Annotated in this window: 22 protein-coding genes; 14 read left to right on the top strand and 8 right to left on the bottom strand. The window is 70.3% G+C overall.

Features of this window, described 5'->3' with window-relative positions; genetic code table 11:
• Window positions 1-14: 14 nt before the first annotated feature.
• On the top strand, window positions 15-1,511 hold the full coding sequence (locus SK854_RS08040) for a molybdopterin-dependent oxidoreductase (RefSeq protein ID WP_319974363.1): 1,497 nt from the start codon (window positions 15-17) through the stop codon (window positions 1,509-1,511).
• On the opposite strand, the gene SK854_RS08035 is transcribed toward SK854_RS08040, so the two are convergent.
• Complete coding sequence (locus SK854_RS08035; RefSeq protein WP_319974362.1) at window positions 1,508-1,972, bottom strand: peroxiredoxin; 465 nt, start codon at window positions 1,970-1,972, stop codon at window positions 1,508-1,510. The genes SK854_RS08040 and SK854_RS08035 overlap by 4 nt on opposite strands.
• 191 nt (window positions 1,973-2,163) lie before the next feature.
• On the opposite strand from SK854_RS08035, the gene SK854_RS08030 reads away from it, so the two are divergent.
• Window positions 2,164-2,817 carry a fasciclin domain-containing protein gene (locus SK854_RS08030; protein ID WP_319974361.1) on the top strand — a complete coding sequence of 218 codons (654 nt, stop codon included), beginning with the start codon at window positions 2,164-2,166 and terminating at the stop codon, window positions 2,815-2,817.
• Window positions 2,818-2,868: 51 nt separating this feature from the next.
• Here the strand turns inward: SK854_RS08030 and SK854_RS08025 are convergent, their stop codons facing one another.
• From SK854_RS08025 to SK854_RS08010, 4 genes are all read right to left on the bottom strand, one after another.
• Window positions 2,869-3,255 carry an NAD-binding protein gene (locus SK854_RS08025; RefSeq protein ID WP_319974360.1) on the bottom strand — a complete coding sequence of 129 codons (387 nt, stop codon included), beginning with the start codon at window positions 3,253-3,255 and terminating at the stop codon, window positions 2,869-2,871.
• 44 nt (window positions 3,256-3,299) lie between these two features.
• Window positions 3,300-4,025: an anti-sigma factor gene (locus SK854_RS08020; protein ID WP_319974359.1), complete on the bottom strand. Its 726-nt coding sequence runs from the start codon at window positions 4,023-4,025 to the stop codon at window positions 3,300-3,302.
• Between the two features lie 225 nt (window positions 4,026-4,250).
• Window positions 4,251-4,958 carry an ankyrin repeat domain-containing protein gene (locus SK854_RS08015; RefSeq protein WP_319974358.1) on the bottom strand — a complete coding sequence of 236 codons (708 nt, stop codon included), beginning with the start codon at window positions 4,956-4,958 and terminating at the stop codon, window positions 4,251-4,253.
• A gap of 4 nt (window positions 4,959-4,962) precedes the next feature.
• Window positions 4,963-5,919, bottom strand: a complete 957-nt coding sequence (locus SK854_RS08010; RefSeq protein WP_319974357.1) for a threonine ammonia-lyase — start codon at window positions 5,917-5,919, stop codon at window positions 4,963-4,965.
• Window positions 5,920-6,032: 113 nt separating this feature from the next.
• Between SK854_RS08010 and modA the strand changes: the two genes are divergently transcribed.
• From modA to SK854_RS07985, 5 genes are all read left to right on the top strand, one after another.
• Window positions 6,033-6,839 carry a molybdate ABC transporter substrate-binding protein gene (gene modA, locus SK854_RS08005; protein ID WP_319974356.1) on the top strand — a complete coding sequence of 269 codons (807 nt, stop codon included), beginning with the start codon at window positions 6,033-6,035 and terminating at the stop codon, window positions 6,837-6,839.
• Entirely contained in the window at window positions 6,836-7,633 is a 798-nt protein-coding gene (modB, locus tag SK854_RS08000) for a molybdate ABC transporter permease subunit (protein ID WP_319974355.1), read from the top strand. The genes modA and modB overlap by 4 nt, the downstream gene beginning before the upstream one ends.
• Complete coding sequence (locus SK854_RS07995; protein WP_319974354.1) at window positions 7,630-8,673, top strand: ABC transporter ATP-binding protein; 1,044 nt, start codon at window positions 7,630-7,632, stop codon at window positions 8,671-8,673. Before modB ends, SK854_RS07995 begins: the two co-directional genes overlap by 4 nt.
• A gap of 102 nt (window positions 8,674-8,775) precedes the next feature.
• The gene (locus SK854_RS07990; protein ID WP_319974353.1) at window positions 8,776-9,936 is read left to right on the top strand and encodes an NAD-dependent formate dehydrogenase; all 1,161 of its coding nucleotides are present in this window, start codon (window positions 8,776-8,778) and stop codon (window positions 9,934-9,936) included.
• A gap of 52 nt (window positions 9,937-9,988) precedes the next feature.
• Entirely contained in the window at window positions 9,989-10,603 is a 615-nt protein-coding gene (locus SK854_RS07985) for a cysteine hydrolase (protein ID WP_319974352.1), read from the top strand.
• Here the strand turns inward: SK854_RS07985 and SK854_RS07980 are convergent.
• Window positions 10,587-11,024, bottom strand: coding sequence for a barstar family protein (locus SK854_RS07980; protein ID WP_319974351.1), 438 nt, complete (start codon window positions 11,022-11,024; stop codon window positions 10,587-10,589). The genes SK854_RS07985 and SK854_RS07980 overlap by 17 nt on opposite strands.
• 87 nt (window positions 11,025-11,111) lie before the next feature.
• On the opposite strand from SK854_RS07980, the gene SK854_RS07975 reads away from it, so the two are divergent.
• The 4 genes from SK854_RS07975 to SK854_RS07960 are packed head-to-tail and all read left to right on the top strand — an operon-like array spanning window position 11,112 to window position 14,793.
• Window positions 11,112-11,741: a hypothetical protein gene (locus SK854_RS07975; RefSeq protein WP_319974350.1), complete on the top strand. Its 630-nt coding sequence runs from the start codon at window positions 11,112-11,114 to the stop codon at window positions 11,739-11,741.
• The gene (locus tag SK854_RS07970; protein WP_319974349.1) at window positions 11,738-12,895 is read left to right on the top strand and encodes a PrsW family intramembrane metalloprotease; all 1,158 of its coding nucleotides are present in this window, start codon (window positions 11,738-11,740) and stop codon (window positions 12,893-12,895) included. Before SK854_RS07975 ends, SK854_RS07970 begins: the two co-directional genes overlap by 4 nt.
• Window positions 12,896-12,948: 53 nt before the next feature.
• Window positions 12,949-13,722 carry an HD domain-containing protein gene (locus SK854_RS07965; protein ID WP_319974348.1) on the top strand — a complete coding sequence of 258 codons (774 nt, stop codon included), beginning with the start codon at window positions 12,949-12,951 and terminating at the stop codon, window positions 13,720-13,722.
• Between the two features lie 48 nt (window positions 13,723-13,770).
• Window positions 13,771-14,793, top strand: coding sequence for an LLM class flavin-dependent oxidoreductase (locus SK854_RS07960; RefSeq protein ID WP_319974347.1), 1,023 nt, complete (start codon window positions 13,771-13,773; stop codon window positions 14,791-14,793).
• A 10-nt stretch (window positions 14,794-14,803) separates the two neighbouring features.
• On the opposite strand, the gene SK854_RS07955 is transcribed toward SK854_RS07960, so the two are convergent.
• Both SK854_RS07955 and SK854_RS07950 read right to left on the bottom strand, forming a co-directional pair.
• Entirely contained in the window at window positions 14,804-15,565 is a 762-nt protein-coding gene (locus SK854_RS07955) for an NYN domain-containing protein (protein WP_319974346.1), read from the bottom strand.
• Window positions 15,566-15,585: 20 nt separating this feature from the next.
• A complete protein-coding gene (locus SK854_RS07950) occupies window positions 15,586-16,158 on the bottom strand; it encodes a TetR/AcrR family transcriptional regulator (RefSeq protein WP_319974895.1) in 573 nt (190 codons plus the stop codon).
• 97 nt (window positions 16,159-16,255) lie between these two features.
• Here SK854_RS07950 and SK854_RS07945 point away from each other — a divergent pair, with 97 nt between their 5' ends.
• The 3 genes from SK854_RS07945 to SK854_RS07935 all read left to right on the top strand — a co-directional run bounded on the left by SK854_RS07945 (window position 16,256) and on the right by SK854_RS07935 (window position 19,038).
• Window positions 16,256-17,158, top strand: coding sequence for a DMT family transporter (locus SK854_RS07945; protein WP_319974345.1), 903 nt, complete (start codon window positions 16,256-16,258; stop codon window positions 17,156-17,158).
• A gap of 625 nt (window positions 17,159-17,783) precedes the next feature.
• The gene (locus SK854_RS07940; RefSeq protein ID WP_319974894.1) at window positions 17,784-18,176 is read left to right on the top strand and encodes a hypothetical protein; all 393 of its coding nucleotides are present in this window, start codon (window positions 17,784-17,786) and stop codon (window positions 18,174-18,176) included.
• 4 nt (window positions 18,177-18,180) lie between these two features.
• Window positions 18,181-19,038: a hypothetical protein gene (locus tag SK854_RS07935; RefSeq protein WP_319974344.1), complete on the top strand. Its 858-nt coding sequence runs from the start codon at window positions 18,181-18,183 to the stop codon at window positions 19,036-19,038.
• Window positions 19,039-19,081: the final 43 nt, after the last annotated feature.

Here is a 19,081-nt window from a genome sequence, read left to right as displayed (position 1 = left end):
TCCGAACCACCCGTGTGAAGGCAACACGAACGATCCTCATCGGCCTGGTGTCGGTGGCCGCGGCACTGGCGGCGGGCCATCTCGTCGCGGGGCTGGTGAGCCCGCTGGCCTCGCCGTTCCTCGCGGTCGGCAACACCGCTATCGACCTGACGCCCCACCCGGTCAAGGACTTCGCCGTCCGCACGTTCGGGGAGAACGACAAGCTGGTGCTGCTCGCCGGCATGGCGGTCGTCCTCGCGGCACTGGGTGTGGTGGCGGGGCTCGTGTCCCGCCGCAGTCCGTGGCCCGGTACCGCCCTCGCCGGTGTGCTGGGGCTGCTCGGGATCGCCGCCGTGCTGGCGAGGCCGACCACGACCGCGTGGTCGGTGATCGCACCGCTGGCGAGCCTCGTGGTCGGGGTCGCCGCGTTCCGCTGGCTGTGGTCCCAGGCGCCGGTCGTGGCGCAGGGGAGGAGGAAGTTCCTGTTGTCGACGGCGGCGATCGCGGCGGGTGCGGGACTCGCGGCCGTGGGCGGGCAGTTGCTCGCCGGTCGCGTGGACGTCGAGGCCTCCCGGCGCGGCATCAAGCTGCGGCCCAGGGAGACGGCGCCGGACATCCCGTTCGACGCCGACTTCGCCCGCGAGGGCACGCCGACGTTCCTGACGCCGAACGAGAAGTTCTACCGGGTCGACACCGCGCTCACCGTGCCCCGCCTGCGGGCGGAGGACTGGCGCATGCGGGTGCACGGCATGGTGGACAACGAAATGGTGCTCACCTACGACGACCTGCTGCGGCGCCCGTTGGTGGAGAAGACCATCACGCTGGTGTGCGTGTCCAACGAGGTCGGCGGCCCGTACATCTCCACGTCGAACTTCATCGGCGTCTCCCTGCCCGACCTGCTGCGGGACGCCGGCGTGCGGCCCGGCGCCGACCAGCTCGCGACGCGCAGCGTGGACGGGTGGACGTGCGGCACTCCGGTCGAGTCGATCATGGCGCCCGGATCGAACGCGATGCTGGCCATCGGGATGAACGGCGAGCCGTTGCCGCTGGAACGCGGCTTCCCGGTGCGCATGGTCGTGCCCGGTCTCTACGGGTACGTCTCCGCCACGAAGTGGTTGGTGGACATGGAACTCACCACTTTCGACGCGTTCGACCCGTACTGGGCGCAGCGCGGCTGGGGCAAGAAGGCGCCGGTCAAGGTCATGTCCAGGGTCGATCGGCCGAAGTCCTTCGAACGGGTGCCGGCGGGCCGGTTCGTCGTGGCGGGCATCGCCTGGGCCCAGCACACCGGCATCGACGGCGTCGAGGTGCGCGTCGACGGCGGGCCGTGGCAGAAGACCACGCTCAGCACCGAGGTCAACGTCGACACCTGGCGGATGTGGCGCATCGAACTGGACCTGAAGCCCGGCAACCACACCGTGGAATGCCGCGCCACTGACCGGAAGGGCTACACGCAGACCAACGAGCGCGCCGCCCCCATTCCGGACGGCGCGACCGGCTGGCACTCGATGGTCTTCACCTCGGTCGGCTAGACGCCTTTCGCCGCACGCTCTCGCAGCACCGCGAGAGCGTTGTCGGCGTGCACGGTGAACTTCAGCTCACTCTTGACCACTTCGAGGATCCGGTGGTCGGTGTCGATGACGAACGTGTGCCGTTTCGCGTGCAACGGGCTGAAGCGCCGCCATACGCCGAACTGCCTCGCCACGACACCGTCCACGTCGGACAGCAGCGGGTAGCCGAAGCCGTTCGTGGCAGCGAACTCGCGCTGTTTGCGCACGGAGTCCGGGCTGATCCCCACCCGGTGGGCGCCGACTTCGCCGAACTCCTTCGCCAGGTCGCGGAAGTGGCAGCTCTCCGCGGTGCAGCCACCGGTCATCGCGGCCGGGTAGAAGAACAGCACGACTGGGCCGGTGTCCAGGAAGCCGGACAGCGAGCGGGGTCGTCCGCTGTCGTCGGGCAGGGTGAAGTCCGGGGCGATGTCTCCTCGTTTCATGGCCGTTCTTCGGGGCCGTGAGCACCGCGGATTGCCCGCCGCCTGAGTCCACTGTGGACCATCAAGGCATTTCCCCTGGTGGCGCGAGGTTTCCGGCCGGTTCGGTAACGGATCGATAACCGCACCAATCCGTTCCTCCTGGGGCGGCGAATCACCAGCAACTGCCCGAACACCCTTGGAGATGTCCCGTCATGAACAAGACCGCCCGGAGCACCGTTCTGGCCGTCGGCGCTGTTTCGCTCGCCCTGTTCGGAGCTGCTTGCGGCTCGGGTGACACGGCGAGCAGCAGCTCCAGCACCGCGCCCACCTCCGCCACCTCCACGGCGCCGTCGTCCGCCGCGATGGCCGACCCGGCCAAGGACCTCGTCGGCCCCGGTTGTGCCGACTACGCGAAGCAGGTTCCGTCCGGTGCGGGTTCCGTGTCCGGCATGGCTGCTGACCCGGTCGCCGTCGCCGCGAGCAACAACCCGCTGCTCACGACGCTGGTGAGCGCCGTGTCCGGCAAGCTCAACCCGAAGGTCAACCTGGTCTCGACGCTCAACGGCGCGGAGTTCACCGTGTTCGCGCCGGTCGACTCGGCGTTCGCGAAGATCGACGCCGCGACGATCGAGAAGCTCAAGACCGACGACGCGCTGCTGACCAAGATCCTGACCTACCACGTCGTCCCCGGCCAGATCACGCCCGACAAGATCGCCGGCGACCAGAAGACCGTGCAGACCGGCACCGTGAAGGTCACCGGTTCCAAGGACGCGCTGAAGGTCAACGACGCCAACGTGATCTGCGGTGGCGTGAAGACCGCCAACGCCACCGTCTACCTCATCGACTCGGTTCTGCTTCCCGCGTAAGCAGAACAGCACCACGAACTCCGGAAACAGCGATGCTGTTTCCGGAGTTTCTCATGTCCGCTCGTCGGGAGGTCTGATGTGGACGGACGTCGCGTCTGAAGACAGGAACAGCGCGTGGTTCTCCTGTTCGCGGATGACGACGACGATCACGGCGTCGGGGTTGTACGGCCGGACGGCGCACGTGATGAGGAACGCCGCGAGGTCGTCCGGCACCGCCACGATGATGCGATCGGCGGCGTCGATCGCCGCCTCGTCCAGCGCGCGTCTGTCCCGTCCATCGCCGAGGACCACGGTGGCGCCGTTGGCCATGGCCTCGACGACCGCGAACGCGTCGATGTCCAGCACGGTCAGCCGGGCGTCCGGCTGGGACGCCAGCACCGAGTTCACGGCACAGCGCCCGGTGTCGCCGTAGCCGATGACGAGGATGTGATCGGTCACGACAAGACATTCGGTGCTCCGGTCGAATCGGATTGGCGTCCGATTCAGTGAAGGTCGAGGGTGAGGACCGGCGCGCTCGTCGGACCTGGTGAGCCGCCCAGGGGCTCGACCGTGAGAAGCGCTTCGCCGACCCCCGCGATCCCGGTCACGAGCAGCGACATCGCCGTGCCCGCCGGTCGCAGGGTTCCCGCTGATCGTGGACCGTGGCGGTCCACCAGCCACAGCTGGTAGACGCGGCCGCGTGGCAACGTGCGCAGGCCGTCCGCCAGGAAGAGCATCTCGTCGCGGCCGCGCGACATCGCCGCGGTACCAGCGGCCGAGGTGACGAGCCGCAGATCCGGCGCCGCCAGGAGGTCGCCCGTCTGAGTGCGCGGAGAGACGACGACCGGGGCGATCCTCGACGCGGTCAGCGCGCCGTGCACACCGGCCACCGCGGCGGCGGCCACGCAGGCGGCCGAGATGAGCGCCGCGGCGTGCCGGAAGCCTTGCCGCCGCGAGAAAACAGTGGTGATCTCGGAGTCCGGCGGAACCTGCCGGACGTGCCGGGCCGCGTTCAGCAGCCGTGGCCGGAGAGCGCTCGGAACGACGTGCGCGACAGCGCCGGCGAGCCGCGCCGCGGCCTCGCTCAGTCCGGCCACCTCGTCCGCGCAGCCTGGACACACGCCGAGGTGTGCCTCGAACTCGACTCGCTCGGCGTCGGGGAGCGCGCCGAGGGCATGGGCACCGGTCAGCAGGTGCGGGTTGATCGCACGCGTTCTTCCCGGTTTCACTCTGCTACTTCGAAGCCGTCCGATGAACGGATTGCTCGCGAAGATCAACCCGAGCCCAGGTGGTCACTCCATCGGGTGGATCGGGCCGTCGCACCGATCCGATGCGGTGGTGCGGCGCGGATGTAGAACGCGCGGATCCGCCAGATGCGGTTCAGCCGGCTCGGGACGGCGCCACGCACGTCCCTGTGCGTCCGCGGACTTCGGAACCGGACGCACAGGGGCGCGTCACCCCGTCGCCGGCCTGCCGCCGCGACTCCGCAACCACGCCGCGACGTCCTCAAATCCGTTGCGCACGGCGGCGTCGAGCGGCGTGAGGCGTTCCCACGGCGGAAGCCAGTCGACGTCCGCACCCGCCGCCAGCAAGCGCTCGGCGCACTCCCGTTGACCACCGTGGCACGCGCCCCAGAACGCCGCGTTGACGTCTTCTCCAGCAGCACCGGCGAGAAGACGCTCAAGCCGATCGGACAGGCCGAGCGTGGCGGCGTCGGTCAACGTGACCGTCGCGCCGCGCTCCACGAGCCGGTGAGCCGCATTCCACTGCGCGAACGCCCGTGCGTCGGCCAGGGGAGTGCCACCGCCGATCACCGCGCCGTCGGCGTCGATGTCCGCGCCCGCGTCGAGAAGTGCGTCGAGCACCACGACGTCATCGGCGCTCGCGGCCCAATGAAGCGGCGTCTCGTTGTGTGCACCCTGGAACCGTGCGTTGACGTCGGCGCCCGCGGAGACGAGCAGCGCCAGGGTCTCCGCGCCGTGAGGGCACCGGGCGGGCCAGTCCGTCAGCACGTGCAACAGGGTTCGCGCGTTCCCGCCGTCATCGACGATCCGCGCGGTCGCCAGGCCGGCGTGGTCGGCCAGCAACTGCCGCAACGTGGCCAGGTCGCCGCCGCGGACAGCGAGGACGACAGCGTGCGCAAGTGGATCGTCGTGTCGCACTTGTTCAGGCCTCCGTCCAGCGGACGACGTCCGCGAAGGTCGTGTTCCCGCCGCACACCACGATGCCCAGCCGCGCGCCGGGACCGACCCGGTCGAGCACCGTGCGTGCGGCCGCGACGAGGCATCCGGCGGCGGGTTCGGCCCACACCTTCTGCGTCTCCGCGAGCGTGATCGACCCCCGCACGGCGTCGGCGTCGGACACCACGAGGACGTCCTCGACCAGCGCGACGGCGTGGTCGTAGGTCAGCTGCGACACGTGCGGTGCCGAGAGGGTCGAGACGATCGACGTCGGCGCGATCTCGACAGGCCCGCCCGCGGCCAGCGCCCGGTGCATCGCGTCGGCACCCTCGACCTCGACGCCCCACACCCGAACGCCGGGCACGAGCGCGTGGAACGCCGTCGCGACGCCCGCGATGAACCCTCCACCGCCGATGCTCACCAGCACGTCGGTGACGTCCGGGGCGTCGGTCGCGAACTCCAGTCCCACGGTGCCCTGGCCGGCGACCACGATTGGATCATCGTAGGGGTGCACGAGTGTCGCGCCCGCCGTCACCAGATCGTTGAGCAGCGCGAACGCCGCCGCCAGGCCGTCGGTGAGCCGCACGTCCGCGCCGGCCGCACGAGCGAGCTCGACGGAGCGAGCGGGCGCCGAGGAGGGCATCACGACGGTCGCGGCGACGCCGAGTTCGTGCGCGGCGTCGGCCAGCGCGATCCCGTGGTTGCCGCCGCTGACCCCGACCACGCCCGCCGCCCGCGCCTCGGCGGACAGCGAGAGGATCTTGGCGAACGCGCCGCGCGTCTTGAACGAGCCGCTGCGCTGCAGCAGCTCCAGCTTCACCGTCGTCGGAACGCCGAACAGCGCGGACAGACCGGGAGAGGGCAGGGTCGGGGTGCGCAGCACCCGCCCGTCGAGCACCTCGGCCGCGGCACGGACGTCGTCGAGGGTCAGCAGTTCCGCCATGCCGCCCACCCTAGGGCGAACCGCGGATCGACGCCCCCGCCTCGCGGACGTGGTCCGCAGAAGCCTCTCAAGGGGTGGATTGCATCCGCGAAAACGGCATCTAGGATGTGACGGTGCCGAATCTGCGGAAGAGCAAGTCCATCAGGCTCATCAGTGCGGTCGCCGTGGCCGCGCTGGTGCTCGCGGGGTGCGGCTCCGGCGGGCAGGCCGCCGCGCCCGCGTCGGGCTCGGAGGCGCCGAAGGTCACCGGTGACGTCACCGTGTTCGCGGCCGCGTCGCTGACGGAGACGTTCACCCGGCTGGGCGAGGACTTCGAGGCCGCCCACCCCGGCACGAAGGTCAAGTTCAACTTCGGCGGCAGTTCGGCGCTCGCCCAGCAGCTCAACCAAGGTGCTCCCGCCGATGTGTTCGCTTCGGCCGCGCCTGCGAACATGAAGCAGGTGACCGACACCAAGACGATCACGGACGCGCCGAGGACGTTCGCGAGGAACAAGCTCGCGATCGCGGTGCCCAAGGGCAACCCCGGCAAGATCGCCGGACTCGCGGACTTCGCGAACGCCGGCAAGAAGATCGCCCTCTGCGCGGAACAGGTGCCGTGCGGCGCCGCGTCGAAGAAGGTCTTCGAGCTCGCCGAGGTCACGCCCGCGCCGGACACCCTGGAGCAGGACGTCAAGGCCGTGCTCACCAAGGTCTCGCTCGGCGAGGTCGACGGCGCGCTCGTCTACCGGACCGACGTGAGGGCCGCGGGCGACAAGGTCGAGGGCATCGAGTTCGCCGAGTCGGCGCAGGTGGTCAACGACTACCCGATCGCCTCGCTGGCCAAGGCGCCCAACGCCGCCACGGCCAAGGCGTTCGTGGACTTCGTGCTGTCCGACAAGGGCCGCACGGTGCTGAGCGCGGCGGGCTTCGACAACCCGTGACGCGCAACCGGGTGCGGGGACGGCTCCCCGTCGTTCTCGTCCTGCCCGCCGTGCTCGGGCTGGCGTTCCTGCTGGTGCCGCTCGCCGGGCTGCTCGTCAAGACGCCGTGGGCCTCGCTGACCACGCTGCTCAGCGCCGAGGTCGGCGAGGCGCTGCGGCTGTCGCTGATCTGCGCCTCGCTGGCGACGGTGCTGTGCCTGTTCCTCGGCATCCCGCTGGCCTGGCTGCTGGCGCGCTCCGGCCTGCCGGGACGGGGGTTCCTGCGCGCGCTCGTCACCGTGCCGCTCGTGCTGCCACCGGTCGTCGGAGGTGTCGCGCTGCTGCTCGTGCTCGGCCGGCGCGGCCTGATCGGGGAGCACCTCGACGCGTGGTTCGGCATCTCGTTGCCGTTCACCACGGCCGGGGTCGTCGTCGCCGAGGCGTTCGTGGCGATGCCGTTCCTGGTGATCTCGGTCGAGGGCGCGCTGCGGGCCGCCGATCCGCGTTACGAGGAGGCGGCGGCCACGCTGGGCGCCTCGAAGTGGCTGACGTTCCGGCGGGTGACGTTGCCGTCGGTGCTGCCGGGCGTGGTGGCGGGCGCGGTGTTGTGCTGGGCGCGGGCGCTGGGGGAGTTCGGTGCGACGATCACGTTCGCGGGCAACTTCCCCGGCGAGACGACGACCATGCCGCTGGCGGTCTACCTCGCCCTGGAAACGGATCCGGACGCGGCGATCGTGCTGAGCATCGTCCTGCTGCTGGTGTCCGTCGGAGTGCTGGCCGGTCTTCGCGACCGGTGGATCAGCGGGCCGACATGACCCTCGACGCGGAGCTGCGCGTCACGCGTGGCACGTTCTCCCTCGACCTCGACGTGACCATCGCGCCGGGCGAGGTCGTCGCGCTCCTCGGCCCGAACGGAGCGGGCAAGTCCACCGCGCTGCGCGCCCTCGCCGGGCTGCTTCCGCTGGACTCCGGGCACATCACCGTCGGCGAGTCCACTTGGGACGGTGCGGGCTTCGTGCCCGCCGAGAACCGGCCGATCGGCGTGGTGTTCCAGGACTACCTGCTGTTCGCGCACATGTCCGCGCTGGAGAACGTCGCATTCGGACTCAGGGCCCGTGGCACCCGCCGGGCCGAAGCGCGAGCCGAGGCGTCGCGCTGGCTCGACCGGGTCGGGCTGAACGGGTACGCGCAGGCGAAACCTCGCTCCCTGTCAGGAGGTCAGGCCCAGCGAGTAGCTCTGGCACGAGCCTTGGCGACCGGCCCGAGCCTGCTGCTGCTCGACGAACCGCTCGCCGCGCTGGACGCGAGCACCCGCCTGCAGGTCCGAACGGAGCTGGGCCGTCACCTCGCGGACTTCGGCGGTCACACGCTGCTGGTGACGCACGATCCGTTGGACGCCATGGTGCTCGCGGACCGGCTGGTGATCCTGGAAGGCGGCCGTGCCGTGCAGTCCGGCCCACCCGCGGAGGTGGCCCGCCAGCCGCGCACCGACTACGTCGCGAACCTCGTCGGCCTGAACTTCTACCGCGGCACGGCATCGAGCACCGACGTCGACCTGGACGGAGGTGGTCGGCTCACGATTCCCAGGCCTGTCAACGGTCCGGTGCACGTCGTGTTCCCGCCCAACGCCGTGAGCCTGCACGCCGCGAAGCCGGAAGGCAGTCCGCGCAACGTCTGGCCGGTCACGGTCGCCGCGATCGAACAGCACGCGCACACGACCCGGGTCCGCCTGGACGGCGCGCCGAACGTGCTCGCGGACATCACCACGGCCACGCTCGCCGAGCTGCGGCTGCGTCCCGGCGACGAGCTGTGGGCGGCGGTGAAGGCGACCGAGGTCCACGTCTATCCGGTCTGATAGCCGGCGGCTATGACGCGATAGGAACGTTCGCTTGGACAGCGTGCCGATTCCGGGAGGAAAGTCGAGGTACCACAACGACTTCCGAACGGGAGACCTGCAATGGCGAAGGTCCTGTGCGTGCTCTACGACGACCCGGTCAACGGCTGTCCGTCCACCTACGCGCGGAACGACCTGCCGCACCTCGACGGCTACCCGGGCGGCCAGACGCTGCCGGCGCCGTCCGCCGTCGACTTCACGCCGGGCCACCTGCTCGGCAGCGTGTCCGGTGAGCTCGGCCTGCGCCGGTACCTGGAGAGCCAGGGCCACACCCTCGTCGTCACGTCCGACAAGGAAGGCCCCGACTCGGAGTTCGACCGCGAACTGACGGACGCGGACGTCGTCATCTCCCAGCCGTTCTGGCCCGCCTACCTGACCGCGGAACGGTTCGCCCGCGCGCCGAAGCTGAAGCTCGCGCTGACAGCAGGCATCGGTTCGGACCACGTCGACCTGGACGCGGCGATCGAGCACGGCGTCACGGTGGCGGAAGTGACGTACTGCAACAGCATCAGCGTCGCCGAGCACGTGGTGATGTCGATCCTGAACCTGGTGCGGAACTTCGTTCCCGCGCACCAGATCGTGCTGGACGGCGGCTGGAACATCGCCGACGCGGTAGCCCGTTCCTACGACGTCGAGGGCATGCACGTCGGCACGGTCGCGGCCGGACGCATCGGCCTCGCGGTGCTGAAACGCCTGGCACCGTTCGACATGCGCCTGCACTACACCGACCGGCACCGCCTGCCCGAGAGCGTCGAGCGCGAGCTCGGCCTGACGTTCCACGAGTCGACGGCGGACATGGTGCCGCACTGCGACGTCGTGACGATCAACGCGCCGCTGCACCCCGAGACCGAGGGGCTGTTCGACGACGACCTGATCGCGACGATGAAGCGCGGCGCCTACCTGATCAACACCGCTCGCGCCCGCATCGCCGACCGCGACGCCGTGGTGCGCGCCCTGGAAAGCGGCCGGCTCGCGGGATATGCCGGCGACGTGTGGTTCCCGCAGCCCGCGCCGTCCGGCCACCCGTGGCGAACGATGCCGCACCACGGCATGACCCCGCACATCTCCGGCAGTTCGCTGTCCGCGCAGGCCCGGTACGCGGCCGGCACCAGGGAGATCCTGGAGTCGTTCTTCGCGGGCACGCCGATCCGCGACGAGTACCTGATCGTGGAGGCCGGCAAGCTCGTCGGCACGGGCGCGCACTCGTACTCCACGAACAGCTGAACACCCGGTCTGGCGATTGCCTCGCGGTTCGGGGCGAACGTTGGATGGGGCCATGAGCGAACTGACGCTGGACCCGAAGACGACCGCGGTGGTCCTGATCGAGTACCAGAACGACTTCACCACCGAGGGCGGCGTGCTGCACGGCGCGGTGTCGGAGGTGATGGACAAGACCGGGATGCTCGACAGGACCATCGCGGTCGTCTCGGCGGCCCGCGCCGCCGGCGCGACGATCATGCACGCGCCCATCACGTTCGCGCAGGGCTACCACGAGATCTCCGCGCATCCGTACGGCATCCTCAAGGGCGTCGTGGACGGCAACGCGTTCGTCAAGGACAGCTGGGGCGCCGCGATCACCGACCAGCTCGCGCCGCAGCCCGGTGACATCGTGGTGGAGGGCAAGCGCGGGCTGGACACGTTCGCCAGCACCAACCTCGACTTCATCCTGCGCAGCAAGGGCATCACGACGATCGTGCTCGGCGGGTTCCTCACCAACTGCTGCGTCGAGTCGACCATGCGCACCGGCTACGAGAACGGCTACCGCGTCATCACACTCACCGACTGCGTCGCGGCCACGTCGGTCGCGGAGCACGACAACGCGATCACGTACGACTACCCGATGTTCTCGCTGCCGGTCAGCTCCGATCAGGTGATCACCGCTCTGACCTGATCAGCGGGCGGAGCGGAGCCACTCGGCGTCGTTCCAGTGCGGCGTCATCGCCCCGACGGGCTCGAACCGGACGTTCGGGTCGTTGCTCTGGACCAGGCACAGGAGACGGCGGCCGAAGAGGGAGGCCGCGCGGGAGCACTTCGCGATGAGGTCCAGCGTGGTCCAGGCCTCGGGCGAGGCCCGTCGTGCCCGGTGTCCATCCGTGGTGCTGGTGGACGACGTCTCGCAGGCAGTCGTTGAGAGCGTTGAAGTTGCGGCCGTAGTGGTCCGGGAAGTCGAGTGCGGCGGCCACGTCACGATGAAGGTCCTCCAGGCCGGACCAGGTCGAGGCGTCGATCCGGGTGACCTGGTAGCCGTGCTCGCCGAGCAACTGAAAATCGCGGCCCTCGTTGAAGAACGCTCGCGGGTCGAAGGGCGCCATGACCGGAAAGTGGCGCGATCACGCCCTGCCGGGTCCGGCCTTTTGTGGTCAAGTGGTTCCGGGCACGGTCGTGAGAGAGGCTCTGGGATGACGGACACAGCACCGCGAGGGTGGGTGCCGGTCGAGCACCGGTTCCTCGGACTGGACCGGCGGACGTTCGCGCCCGCCCTGAGCGTCCTGGTGATCGCACTGCTGCTCCTGTGCGGACTGCCGGCCCTCAACGCGGTCATCCCGTGGCACAACGAGATCCGCGCCGGTGACGTGCTGGACCTCGGCGACGGCGCGACCGCCGTGCCGCCGGTGGGCTGGCAGCTCGAGGGCGGCATGCTGGCCGGCACCGGCTCGGTGTCCCCGTCCAGCCTTCAGGTGCAACTGGCGGCGGGCGGCGCGGCGATCACACTGCGGGGCACCTCGTTCACCGGGACCGCGGACGCGTTCCTCGACCAGGTCCAGCGCTCGGAAGGCAGTCCGCCAGGGGTCGACGGGTCGCGCGGCACGGTGACCACGGCGAGTGGGCTGACCGGCGTCGCGCAGGGCAGCACCTCGCCGAACGGGGACGCGCTCGACGTCGCGTTCAAGATGGCCGTCGCATCCGGTGAGGCCGAGGCGGCGCCCGCGTTGCTGGTCAGGGTCCGCACGGTGCCGGGACAGTTCGAACGTCTGCAGGACACCGTGGGCACGTTCCTGCGCAGCATCACCCCGGGAGCGGTCCGATGACGATGACATCCGAAGCGAAGACCGCGCAGCTCGCCGCGATCGAGCAGTCGGGCTGGGGGCAGCCGTTCCGGCTCGTGCAGCCGCGCAACCTGGCGTTCTGGGTATACCTGCTGGGCGTGGGCGGCGGCGCGCTGGCGGTGCTGCGCTACTTCGGCCCCGGCGCGCACTTCTACAGCCCGGCGCTGACCGGCGGTGTGCTCCTGTTCGGCCTGTACCTGGTGCCGTGGCTGTTGCTCCTGCGCCACCAGAACCGCTACACCGCACAACCCGCCGCCCTCCTCGCGACGGCGTTCGTCTGGGGTGGGCTCGCGGCGCCGTTCTGGATCGCGCTGCCGGCGAACACCGCGCTGCTGGAGATCTGGACGAAGGTCGGCGGCACGGCCTTCGCCGCCGACTGGGCCGCCGGCCTCACCGCGCCGATCAACGAGGAGTTCGGCAAGGCACTGGGCCTGGTCCTGCTGATCGGTCTCGCCCCGCGCCTGGTGCGCGGCGCCTACGACGGCTTCATCATCGGCGCGTTCATCGGCCTGGGCTTCCAGGTCTTCGAGGACGTGCTCTACGTCTACAACGGCGCGGCGCAGACCTTCGGCGCCGACCAGATCACCTCGTCGTTCCAGATCTTCCTGATCCGCGGCGCGGCCGGCATCGTGTCGCACGCCTTGTTCAGCGCCATCTTCTGCGCGGGCCTGATGTGGGTCCTCGGCCGCACGCCGGGCGAGCGCAACGTGCCGCGCGGCGTCCTGACGATGCTGACCGCGATGGTGTTCCACTTCGCGTGGGACGACATGGGTGGCCTGAGCGGCGGCAACGCGCTTCTCGCGGTCGTGCTGCCCTTCGTGATCGCGGTCGTCGAGCTCCTCACCCTTTTCTACGTCGCGCGGCACGCGGCCAGGCAGGAACGGATCTGGGTTCGCCAGCTGCTGCAGCCCGAGTCGGATGCCGGCGTCATCGACCCCGCGCTGCTCGCGGCGGTCAGTGGTGCCGGGAAGGACCGCAAGGCGTTCCGGAAGCTGGTGCACGGCCGGAGCAGGGCACGGCACCTGCTGGACGCGGCGGCCGATCTCGCCCGCGAACTCGCTCGCGGTCAGGGGAACGGGACGAACGAGGTCGCCCACGCCCGCGCCGAACTGCTCCGCCTGCGCGGCGTTCGGTAGAACCCTTCGAAGGGCCCTCTCACCATCCGGTGGGAGGGCTTACCGTGGACGGCGTGACGATCACGGCGGAGGTTGTGAGCCAGGTAGACGACCGGATCCGGCGTCTGGAGTCCCGGCTGGTCCGCGAGTTCCACGACGTGCCGCCGAGCCTCGTGCACGAGTGGATCGAACGGGCGCGAGCGCGGTTCGGCGGCGCACGGCTGCAGGACTACGTGCCGTTGTTCGTGGCCCGCGAGGTGCGAGCCTCCGCACGGGCGTTCCCGGCGCAGGAGACGCCAGGGACGTTCCTGTCGAGCTGGGCGCGCAACACGGCCCGCCGCCTGCTCGCCGTGGAGCTGCCACGCCGTTGGGCGCACACGGCCGGTGTGGCGCGTCGTGCCGAACACGTCGCACGGGTGCTGCCCGAAGAGGAGCGCGAGCTGCTCGTGGCAGCGGCGTGGGTGCACGACATCGGCTACGCGGCCGAGTTGGCCGACACGGGCCTGCACTCACTCGACGGCGCGCGCTACCTGCGCCGGGCGGGTGTCTCGGAACGGATCTGCGGCCTGGTGGCCCACCACTCGGGCGCGGCGGCGGTCGCCGGGCTGGTCGGGCTCGCCGGCGGCCTGGGGGAGTTCCCGGACCACCGCGGCCGGCTCCGCGACGCGCTCTGGTACTGCGACATGAGCACCGGCCCCGACGGCCATCCGACGACGGTGCACGGCAGGCTGGCCGAGATCCGGCAGCGCAGGGGCCCCGACGACCCGGTGGTCCGCGCGCTCGCGATCAACGGGGACGAGCGGCTGGCGGCGGTCCGGCGCACGCATCGGCTGCTCCGCCGGGCGTGACGCACGCGTCATGGGCATTTACTTGAAGATTGAACTATCTTGGAGGGCATGAAGAAGATCGGTTTTCTGTCGTTCGGGCACTGGACGGACAGCCCGCACTCGCAGACGAGGTCGGCGGCGGACACGTTGCTGCAGTCGATCGACCTCGCGGTGGCCGCGGAGGAGCTCGGCGCGGACGGCGCCTACTTCCGCGTGCACCACTTCGCGCGGCAGCTCGCCTCGCCGTTTCCGCTGCTCGCCGCGATCGGCGCGAAGACCGACCGCATCGAGATCGGCACCGGCGTGATCGACATGCGCTACGAGAACCCGATGTACATGGTCGAGGACGCCGGCGCCGCCGACCTCATCGCCGGCGGAAGGCTCCAGCTCGGCATCTCCCGGGGATCGCCCGAGCAGGTCGTCGACGGGTGGCGGCACTTCGGCTACCAGCCCGCGGAGGGCCAGACCGACGCCGACATGGCCCGCATGCACACCGAGCTGTTCCTGAAGGTCCTGGAAGGCGGAGGCTTCGCGGAACCCGCGCCCCGCCCGATGTTCCCGAACCCTCCCGGCCTGCTGCGCGTCGAACCGCACGCGCCGGGTCTGCGCGACCGGATCTGGTGGGGCGCCGGTTCCAACGGCACCGCCGTGTGGGCGGCGAAGCAGGGCATGAACCTGATGAGCTCGACGCTGAAGTTCGACGAGGGCGGCGCGCCGTTCCACGTCCAGCAGGCCGACCAGATCAGGGCGTTCCGCAAGGCCTGGACCGAGGCGGGCTGGGAGCACGAGCCGCGGGTCTCGGTGTCGCGCAGCATCTTCGCGCTCACCACGGACCTCGACCGCGCGTACTTCGGCGCCGACGGCAGGAGCACCGACTCCATCGGCTTCATCGACGGGCCGAACAAGGCGATCTTCGGCCGGTCCTACGCGGCCGAGCCGGACGTGCTGGTCGAGCAGCTCGCGGAGGACGAGGCCATCGCGGAGGCCGACACGCTCCTGCTCACCGTGCCCAACCAGCTCGGCGTCGAGTTCAACGTGCACGTGCTGGAGAACATCCTCACGCACGTGGCACCGGCGCTCGGCTGGCGTTGATCGAAGGGCGTCAGCGTCGGCGGTCCCGCACGTAGACCGCCGACTGCTTGCCCTCGCGCGGCCCGCGGCGGTCGACCTCGAACAGCGTGGTCGCGGTGATCAGGTCGCTGAGCTTCGAGTAGCCGTACGTGCGGGAGTCGAACTCGGGGCGCTGCTTGGTGATGATGCTGCCGACGGCGGAGAGCGTCGCCCACCCGTCGTCGTCGGACGCCGCCTCGACGGCGTTGCGCAGCAGCTTGACCAGCGTCGTGTCGCCCTTGAGCTGGGCGGCCGACGTCGTCGACTTCGGCAGCAGCGGGGTCTCTGCCGGGGTCGCGGCCTCCGGGTAGGCGAGGTTCTCGACGTAGACGAACTTGTCGCAGGCCGCGACGAACGGCTTGGGCGTCTTGCGTTCGCCGAAGCCGTAGACGGTGAGGCCGGACTCGCGCAGGCGGGCGGCGAGGCGGGTGAAGTCCGAGTCGCTGGAGACGATGCAGAAGCCGTCGAAGCGGTCGGAGTAGAGCAGGTCCATCGCGTCGATGACCATCGCCGCGTCGGTCGCGTTCTTGCCGGTCGTGTACGCGAACTGCTGGATGGGCTGGATCGACTGGGCCAGCAGGTGGTCCTTCCAGCCCTTCAGGCTGGTGCCGGTCCAGTCGCCGTACGCGCGTTTGACGTGCGCGGTGCCGTACTTGGCGATCTCGGCCAGCAGTGCCTCGGTGATCGAGGGCTGGGCGTTGTCCGCGTCGATGAGCACCGCGAGTTTCACGGCGCTCTCATTGGCAGTGGCCACGCTCGAATCCGCCTTCGTTCTCAGGTGTTCAGCAGTCGGCTCAGCCACGTGAGCGAGGCCGTGATCTGGTGCGGTGACAGGCCGCGCCGTCGTTGTTCCTGGTAGAGCTCGGGGGCCAGCGGTGCGAGCAGCACCTCGACCAGGGCGTTCGGGTCCGGTGCGGCCGACTCGGTCAGCAGCGCCAGCACGTGCAGCCGCCAGAAACCATAGGCGCCGGTGCGGAACCGGGCGTCGCCGGTCTCCGCTCCGAGCGCCAGGTGCAGGTGCCGTTCGAGCAGGCCCGTCATGGCCGCGTAGAACGCCGCGAGCCGCTCGGCCGGTGGCGCGCCGGGGCCCAGCGGCGGGGGACCGCCCATCAGTTGTTCCTGCAGCAAGCGTTCGTGCTCGTCCAGCAGGGCCGCGGCGACGGAGGCCGGGTCGGGGTAGCGGCGGTACAGGGTGGCGCGGCCGACGCCGGCGGCACGCGCGATCTCGTCCATCGTGACCTGGCGGGCGTCCTTGGCCGCGAACAGCTCCTCGGCGGCGGCCAGCACGCGCGCCCGGTTGCGCGCGGCGTCGGCGCGTTCCCTGGCCGGTGGCTGCCCGATGACCATGAACGGATCGTACGCGATCACCGAACAAGTGGACAGCGCGTCCACTTCGTGCCTACCCTGGATTAGCGGACACTGTGTCCACTTATTGGGGGTTGTCGTGTACTTCGCGTTACTGGGGGCAGCGCTGCTCGTCGGGTGCCTTCTCGCCGTGCAGGCGTCGGCGAACCTGCAGCTCACCAAGGCGGCCGGCACGCCCTACGGGGCGTCGGCGCTGCAACTGGGTCTCGCCGCGGCGGTGCTCGCCGTGCTCGCGGTGGCGACCGGGACGATCGGCGCGGTGGCGCTGGTGCCGGACGTCGAGCCCTGGCACCTGCTGGGCGGGCTGGCCAGCCCGCTCTACATCACCAGCGGCATCCTGCTGTTCCCGCGGCTGGGCGCGCTCGCCGCCGTCGGGCTCTTCGTGACCGGTCAGATGTTCGCGTCAGTGGTACTGGATCTGTTCGGGCTGCTCGGCCTGCACCAGAAGCCGCTCTCCGCGGGCATCGTGATCGGTGCCGTGGCGGTGCTCGCGGGGATCACCGTGATCACCCGGCCGAAGACCAGACACGTGGGCTGGACCGGCCTCGGCGTCGTCGCGGGTGCCGTGCTCCCGGTGCAGGGGGCGATCAACGCCCGGTTGCGCGCCGACCTGCACGCGCCGCTCGCCGTCGCCCTGATCAGTTTCGTCGTGGCGACGCTCGCCATCGCGGTGGTGCTGCTGTTCAACCGCACGCCGCCGCCGAACCTGGTGCCCCTCAAGGACATGCCGTGGTGGGGCTGGCTCGGCGGCGGGTGCGCGGCGGCCTACGTCACCGCGACGTTCCTGCTCATCCCGGAGATCGGCGCCGCGACCACCGTGGTGCTGACCGTCACCGGGCAGCAGCTCGCCTCGGCGTTGATCGACCACCGCGGACTGTTCCGGATGCCGCGCAGGCCGTTCACGCCCGCTCGCGTCGCCGGGCTCTCACTGCTCGTCGCCGGTTCGCTGCTGGTCCAGTTCGGCTTCGACCCCCCAGGTTGAGCGGTTGGCGGAGCGGCTTGTAGAGCTCTTGCGCCCGGTCGACGACAACCAAGTAGGCCGGGTCTACCGCCGGGCTGGTGGGGTGTCAGGTCTTTGGAGCTCGTGCAAGACCGTGGGCGGTACACCGTCCCTGTGCTGGTAACCCCAGGCGGCAACGGGCTGCGAAGCAGAAAACTCGACCCGCGAGGGAAGAATCTCCCTGCCTCAGCTGGGAGAGAGGTCAAGTAGTAGTAGCAGTGGACCTTGGCGACGACCTGGTAGCCGAGATCCGTGGCGACCTTGGCCGTTCCGCGGGTCGCGTGGGCGCTGGCAGCGGTGCCGTCGGCTCGACCCATCCGTTCGAGATGCCGTACGTGATCCGCTTCGAGCACTGGCACGGCGCGGCCGGGTCCAGCAAGGGAACGCCACCGCTGGCCCGCCGCCCTGCTCGTGGCGGGAGATCCAGGACATCAGTCTTGATCATGCCGTCCGACCCTTTCGCTCGAAATGTGCGTGCGAAAGGGTCGGACACACCTCTCCGCCCGGTTGTGACACCGTCTCGACACGATCGTCCAAAGCAACACGAACGCCCTGTGTCCGCATTACGGTGGTGATGGAAGAAGCCGTGAGAGAGGCGGAACCGGGCGTGACGTCCTGGGTCGAAGTGATCAACTATGTTCGGCTGCGGTACGAGGTGCTGGAGGAGACCGACGCGTGGTTGCGGTTCCGGCTCGCCACGGACGGCGAGCGGACGCAGCAGGTCTCCGTGCACCACCTGCCGGACCTCGACGGCACGGCGTGGGTGGAGATCTCCTCGCCGGTCGGTCGTGCCGCCGACGTCGACCTGCGCCGGTTCCTCGAACTCGCGGGCGAGCCGCAGGTCGGCGGAGCGGCCGTGGTGGACGGTCTCGCGTTGCTCAAGCACGTGGTGCCGCTGGAGGACCTGAGCGTCCGCGAGGAGTTCGAACGCCCGCTCGCGCTGCTGGTCGGCCGTGCGGACGCGATGGAGCACCAGCTGACGAGCGGCGACCAGTTCTAGCGTGATGGCGGAGGCCGCGGACTGGGCCGACCAGCGGGTGGCGATGGTCCGCGACGACCCAGCCGGTCGGCTGGCGTTGATGGAACGCTGCTACTACGGCCCGTTCGGCCAGGCGCCCCGGCACCTGCCGTTCCGGCGGGCGGCGCGGTCGTTCATGCGCTGGCAGCTGGGGCGCGGCGTGCTGCAACCCGCGTTCCACGCGCGGCCGGGCAGCCCGTGGTGGCGTGAGGTGAACGAACGCATCCTCCGCGACGGGTGCGAGGCGGTCGGTCTGAGCGGCGGGCTGGGTGGCCCGCCGTCGTCGCACTCGGCCGCCCAGTGGCTGGCGTTCGCGTTGAACCCCACCGCGGAGGCCTGGTACCGCGCGCACAACGGGAGCGTGGTCGCCGCCTACCTGGAGCACCGCTCGCTCGCGGAGGCCGAGAGCGAGCCCGAGCGGTTCTTCATGAACGTCATCCTGTGCCGGGTGCTCTACACGCACGCCCTGGTGGCCGCGCCGCGGATGTCATTGGGCTGGATGCGCGCGCTCGCGCCGTTGCTCGGCGACCCGAGGCTGGGCATGACCGGGATCTTCCTGCAGCTCTCCCGCGTGCTCCCGGACGAGTACCCGCTGCGCGACGACGTCCGGTACTACCTCGCCCAGGAACACGGATTCGCCCGTCTCGTCGACTTCGGCATGATCGTGCCGAGGATGCAGCGGCTCTACGAGTGGTCGGCGCGCGAACTCGAGGCGCCGGGGCTGCTCGACTGCGTCCGCGACGGCGCCCTGATCTACGCGTGGCCGTTCGAGGATCGGCACGTCTGGGATCCGCCGAGATCGCTCGTGCTGCCCGTGATCCACCGGATCCTCCCGCCTCGGTAGGCGGCCGGATCGCAATTTTCGCCCGGAGCTTGACTGGTGGGTC

The sequence above is a fragment of the Lentzea sokolovensis genome, from assembly GCF_033949975.1.
Lineage (GTDB): Bacteria > Actinomycetota > Actinomycetes > Mycobacteriales > Pseudonocardiaceae > Lentzea > Lentzea sokolovensis.
This window is presented reverse-complemented; position numbering and strand designations above follow the sequence as displayed.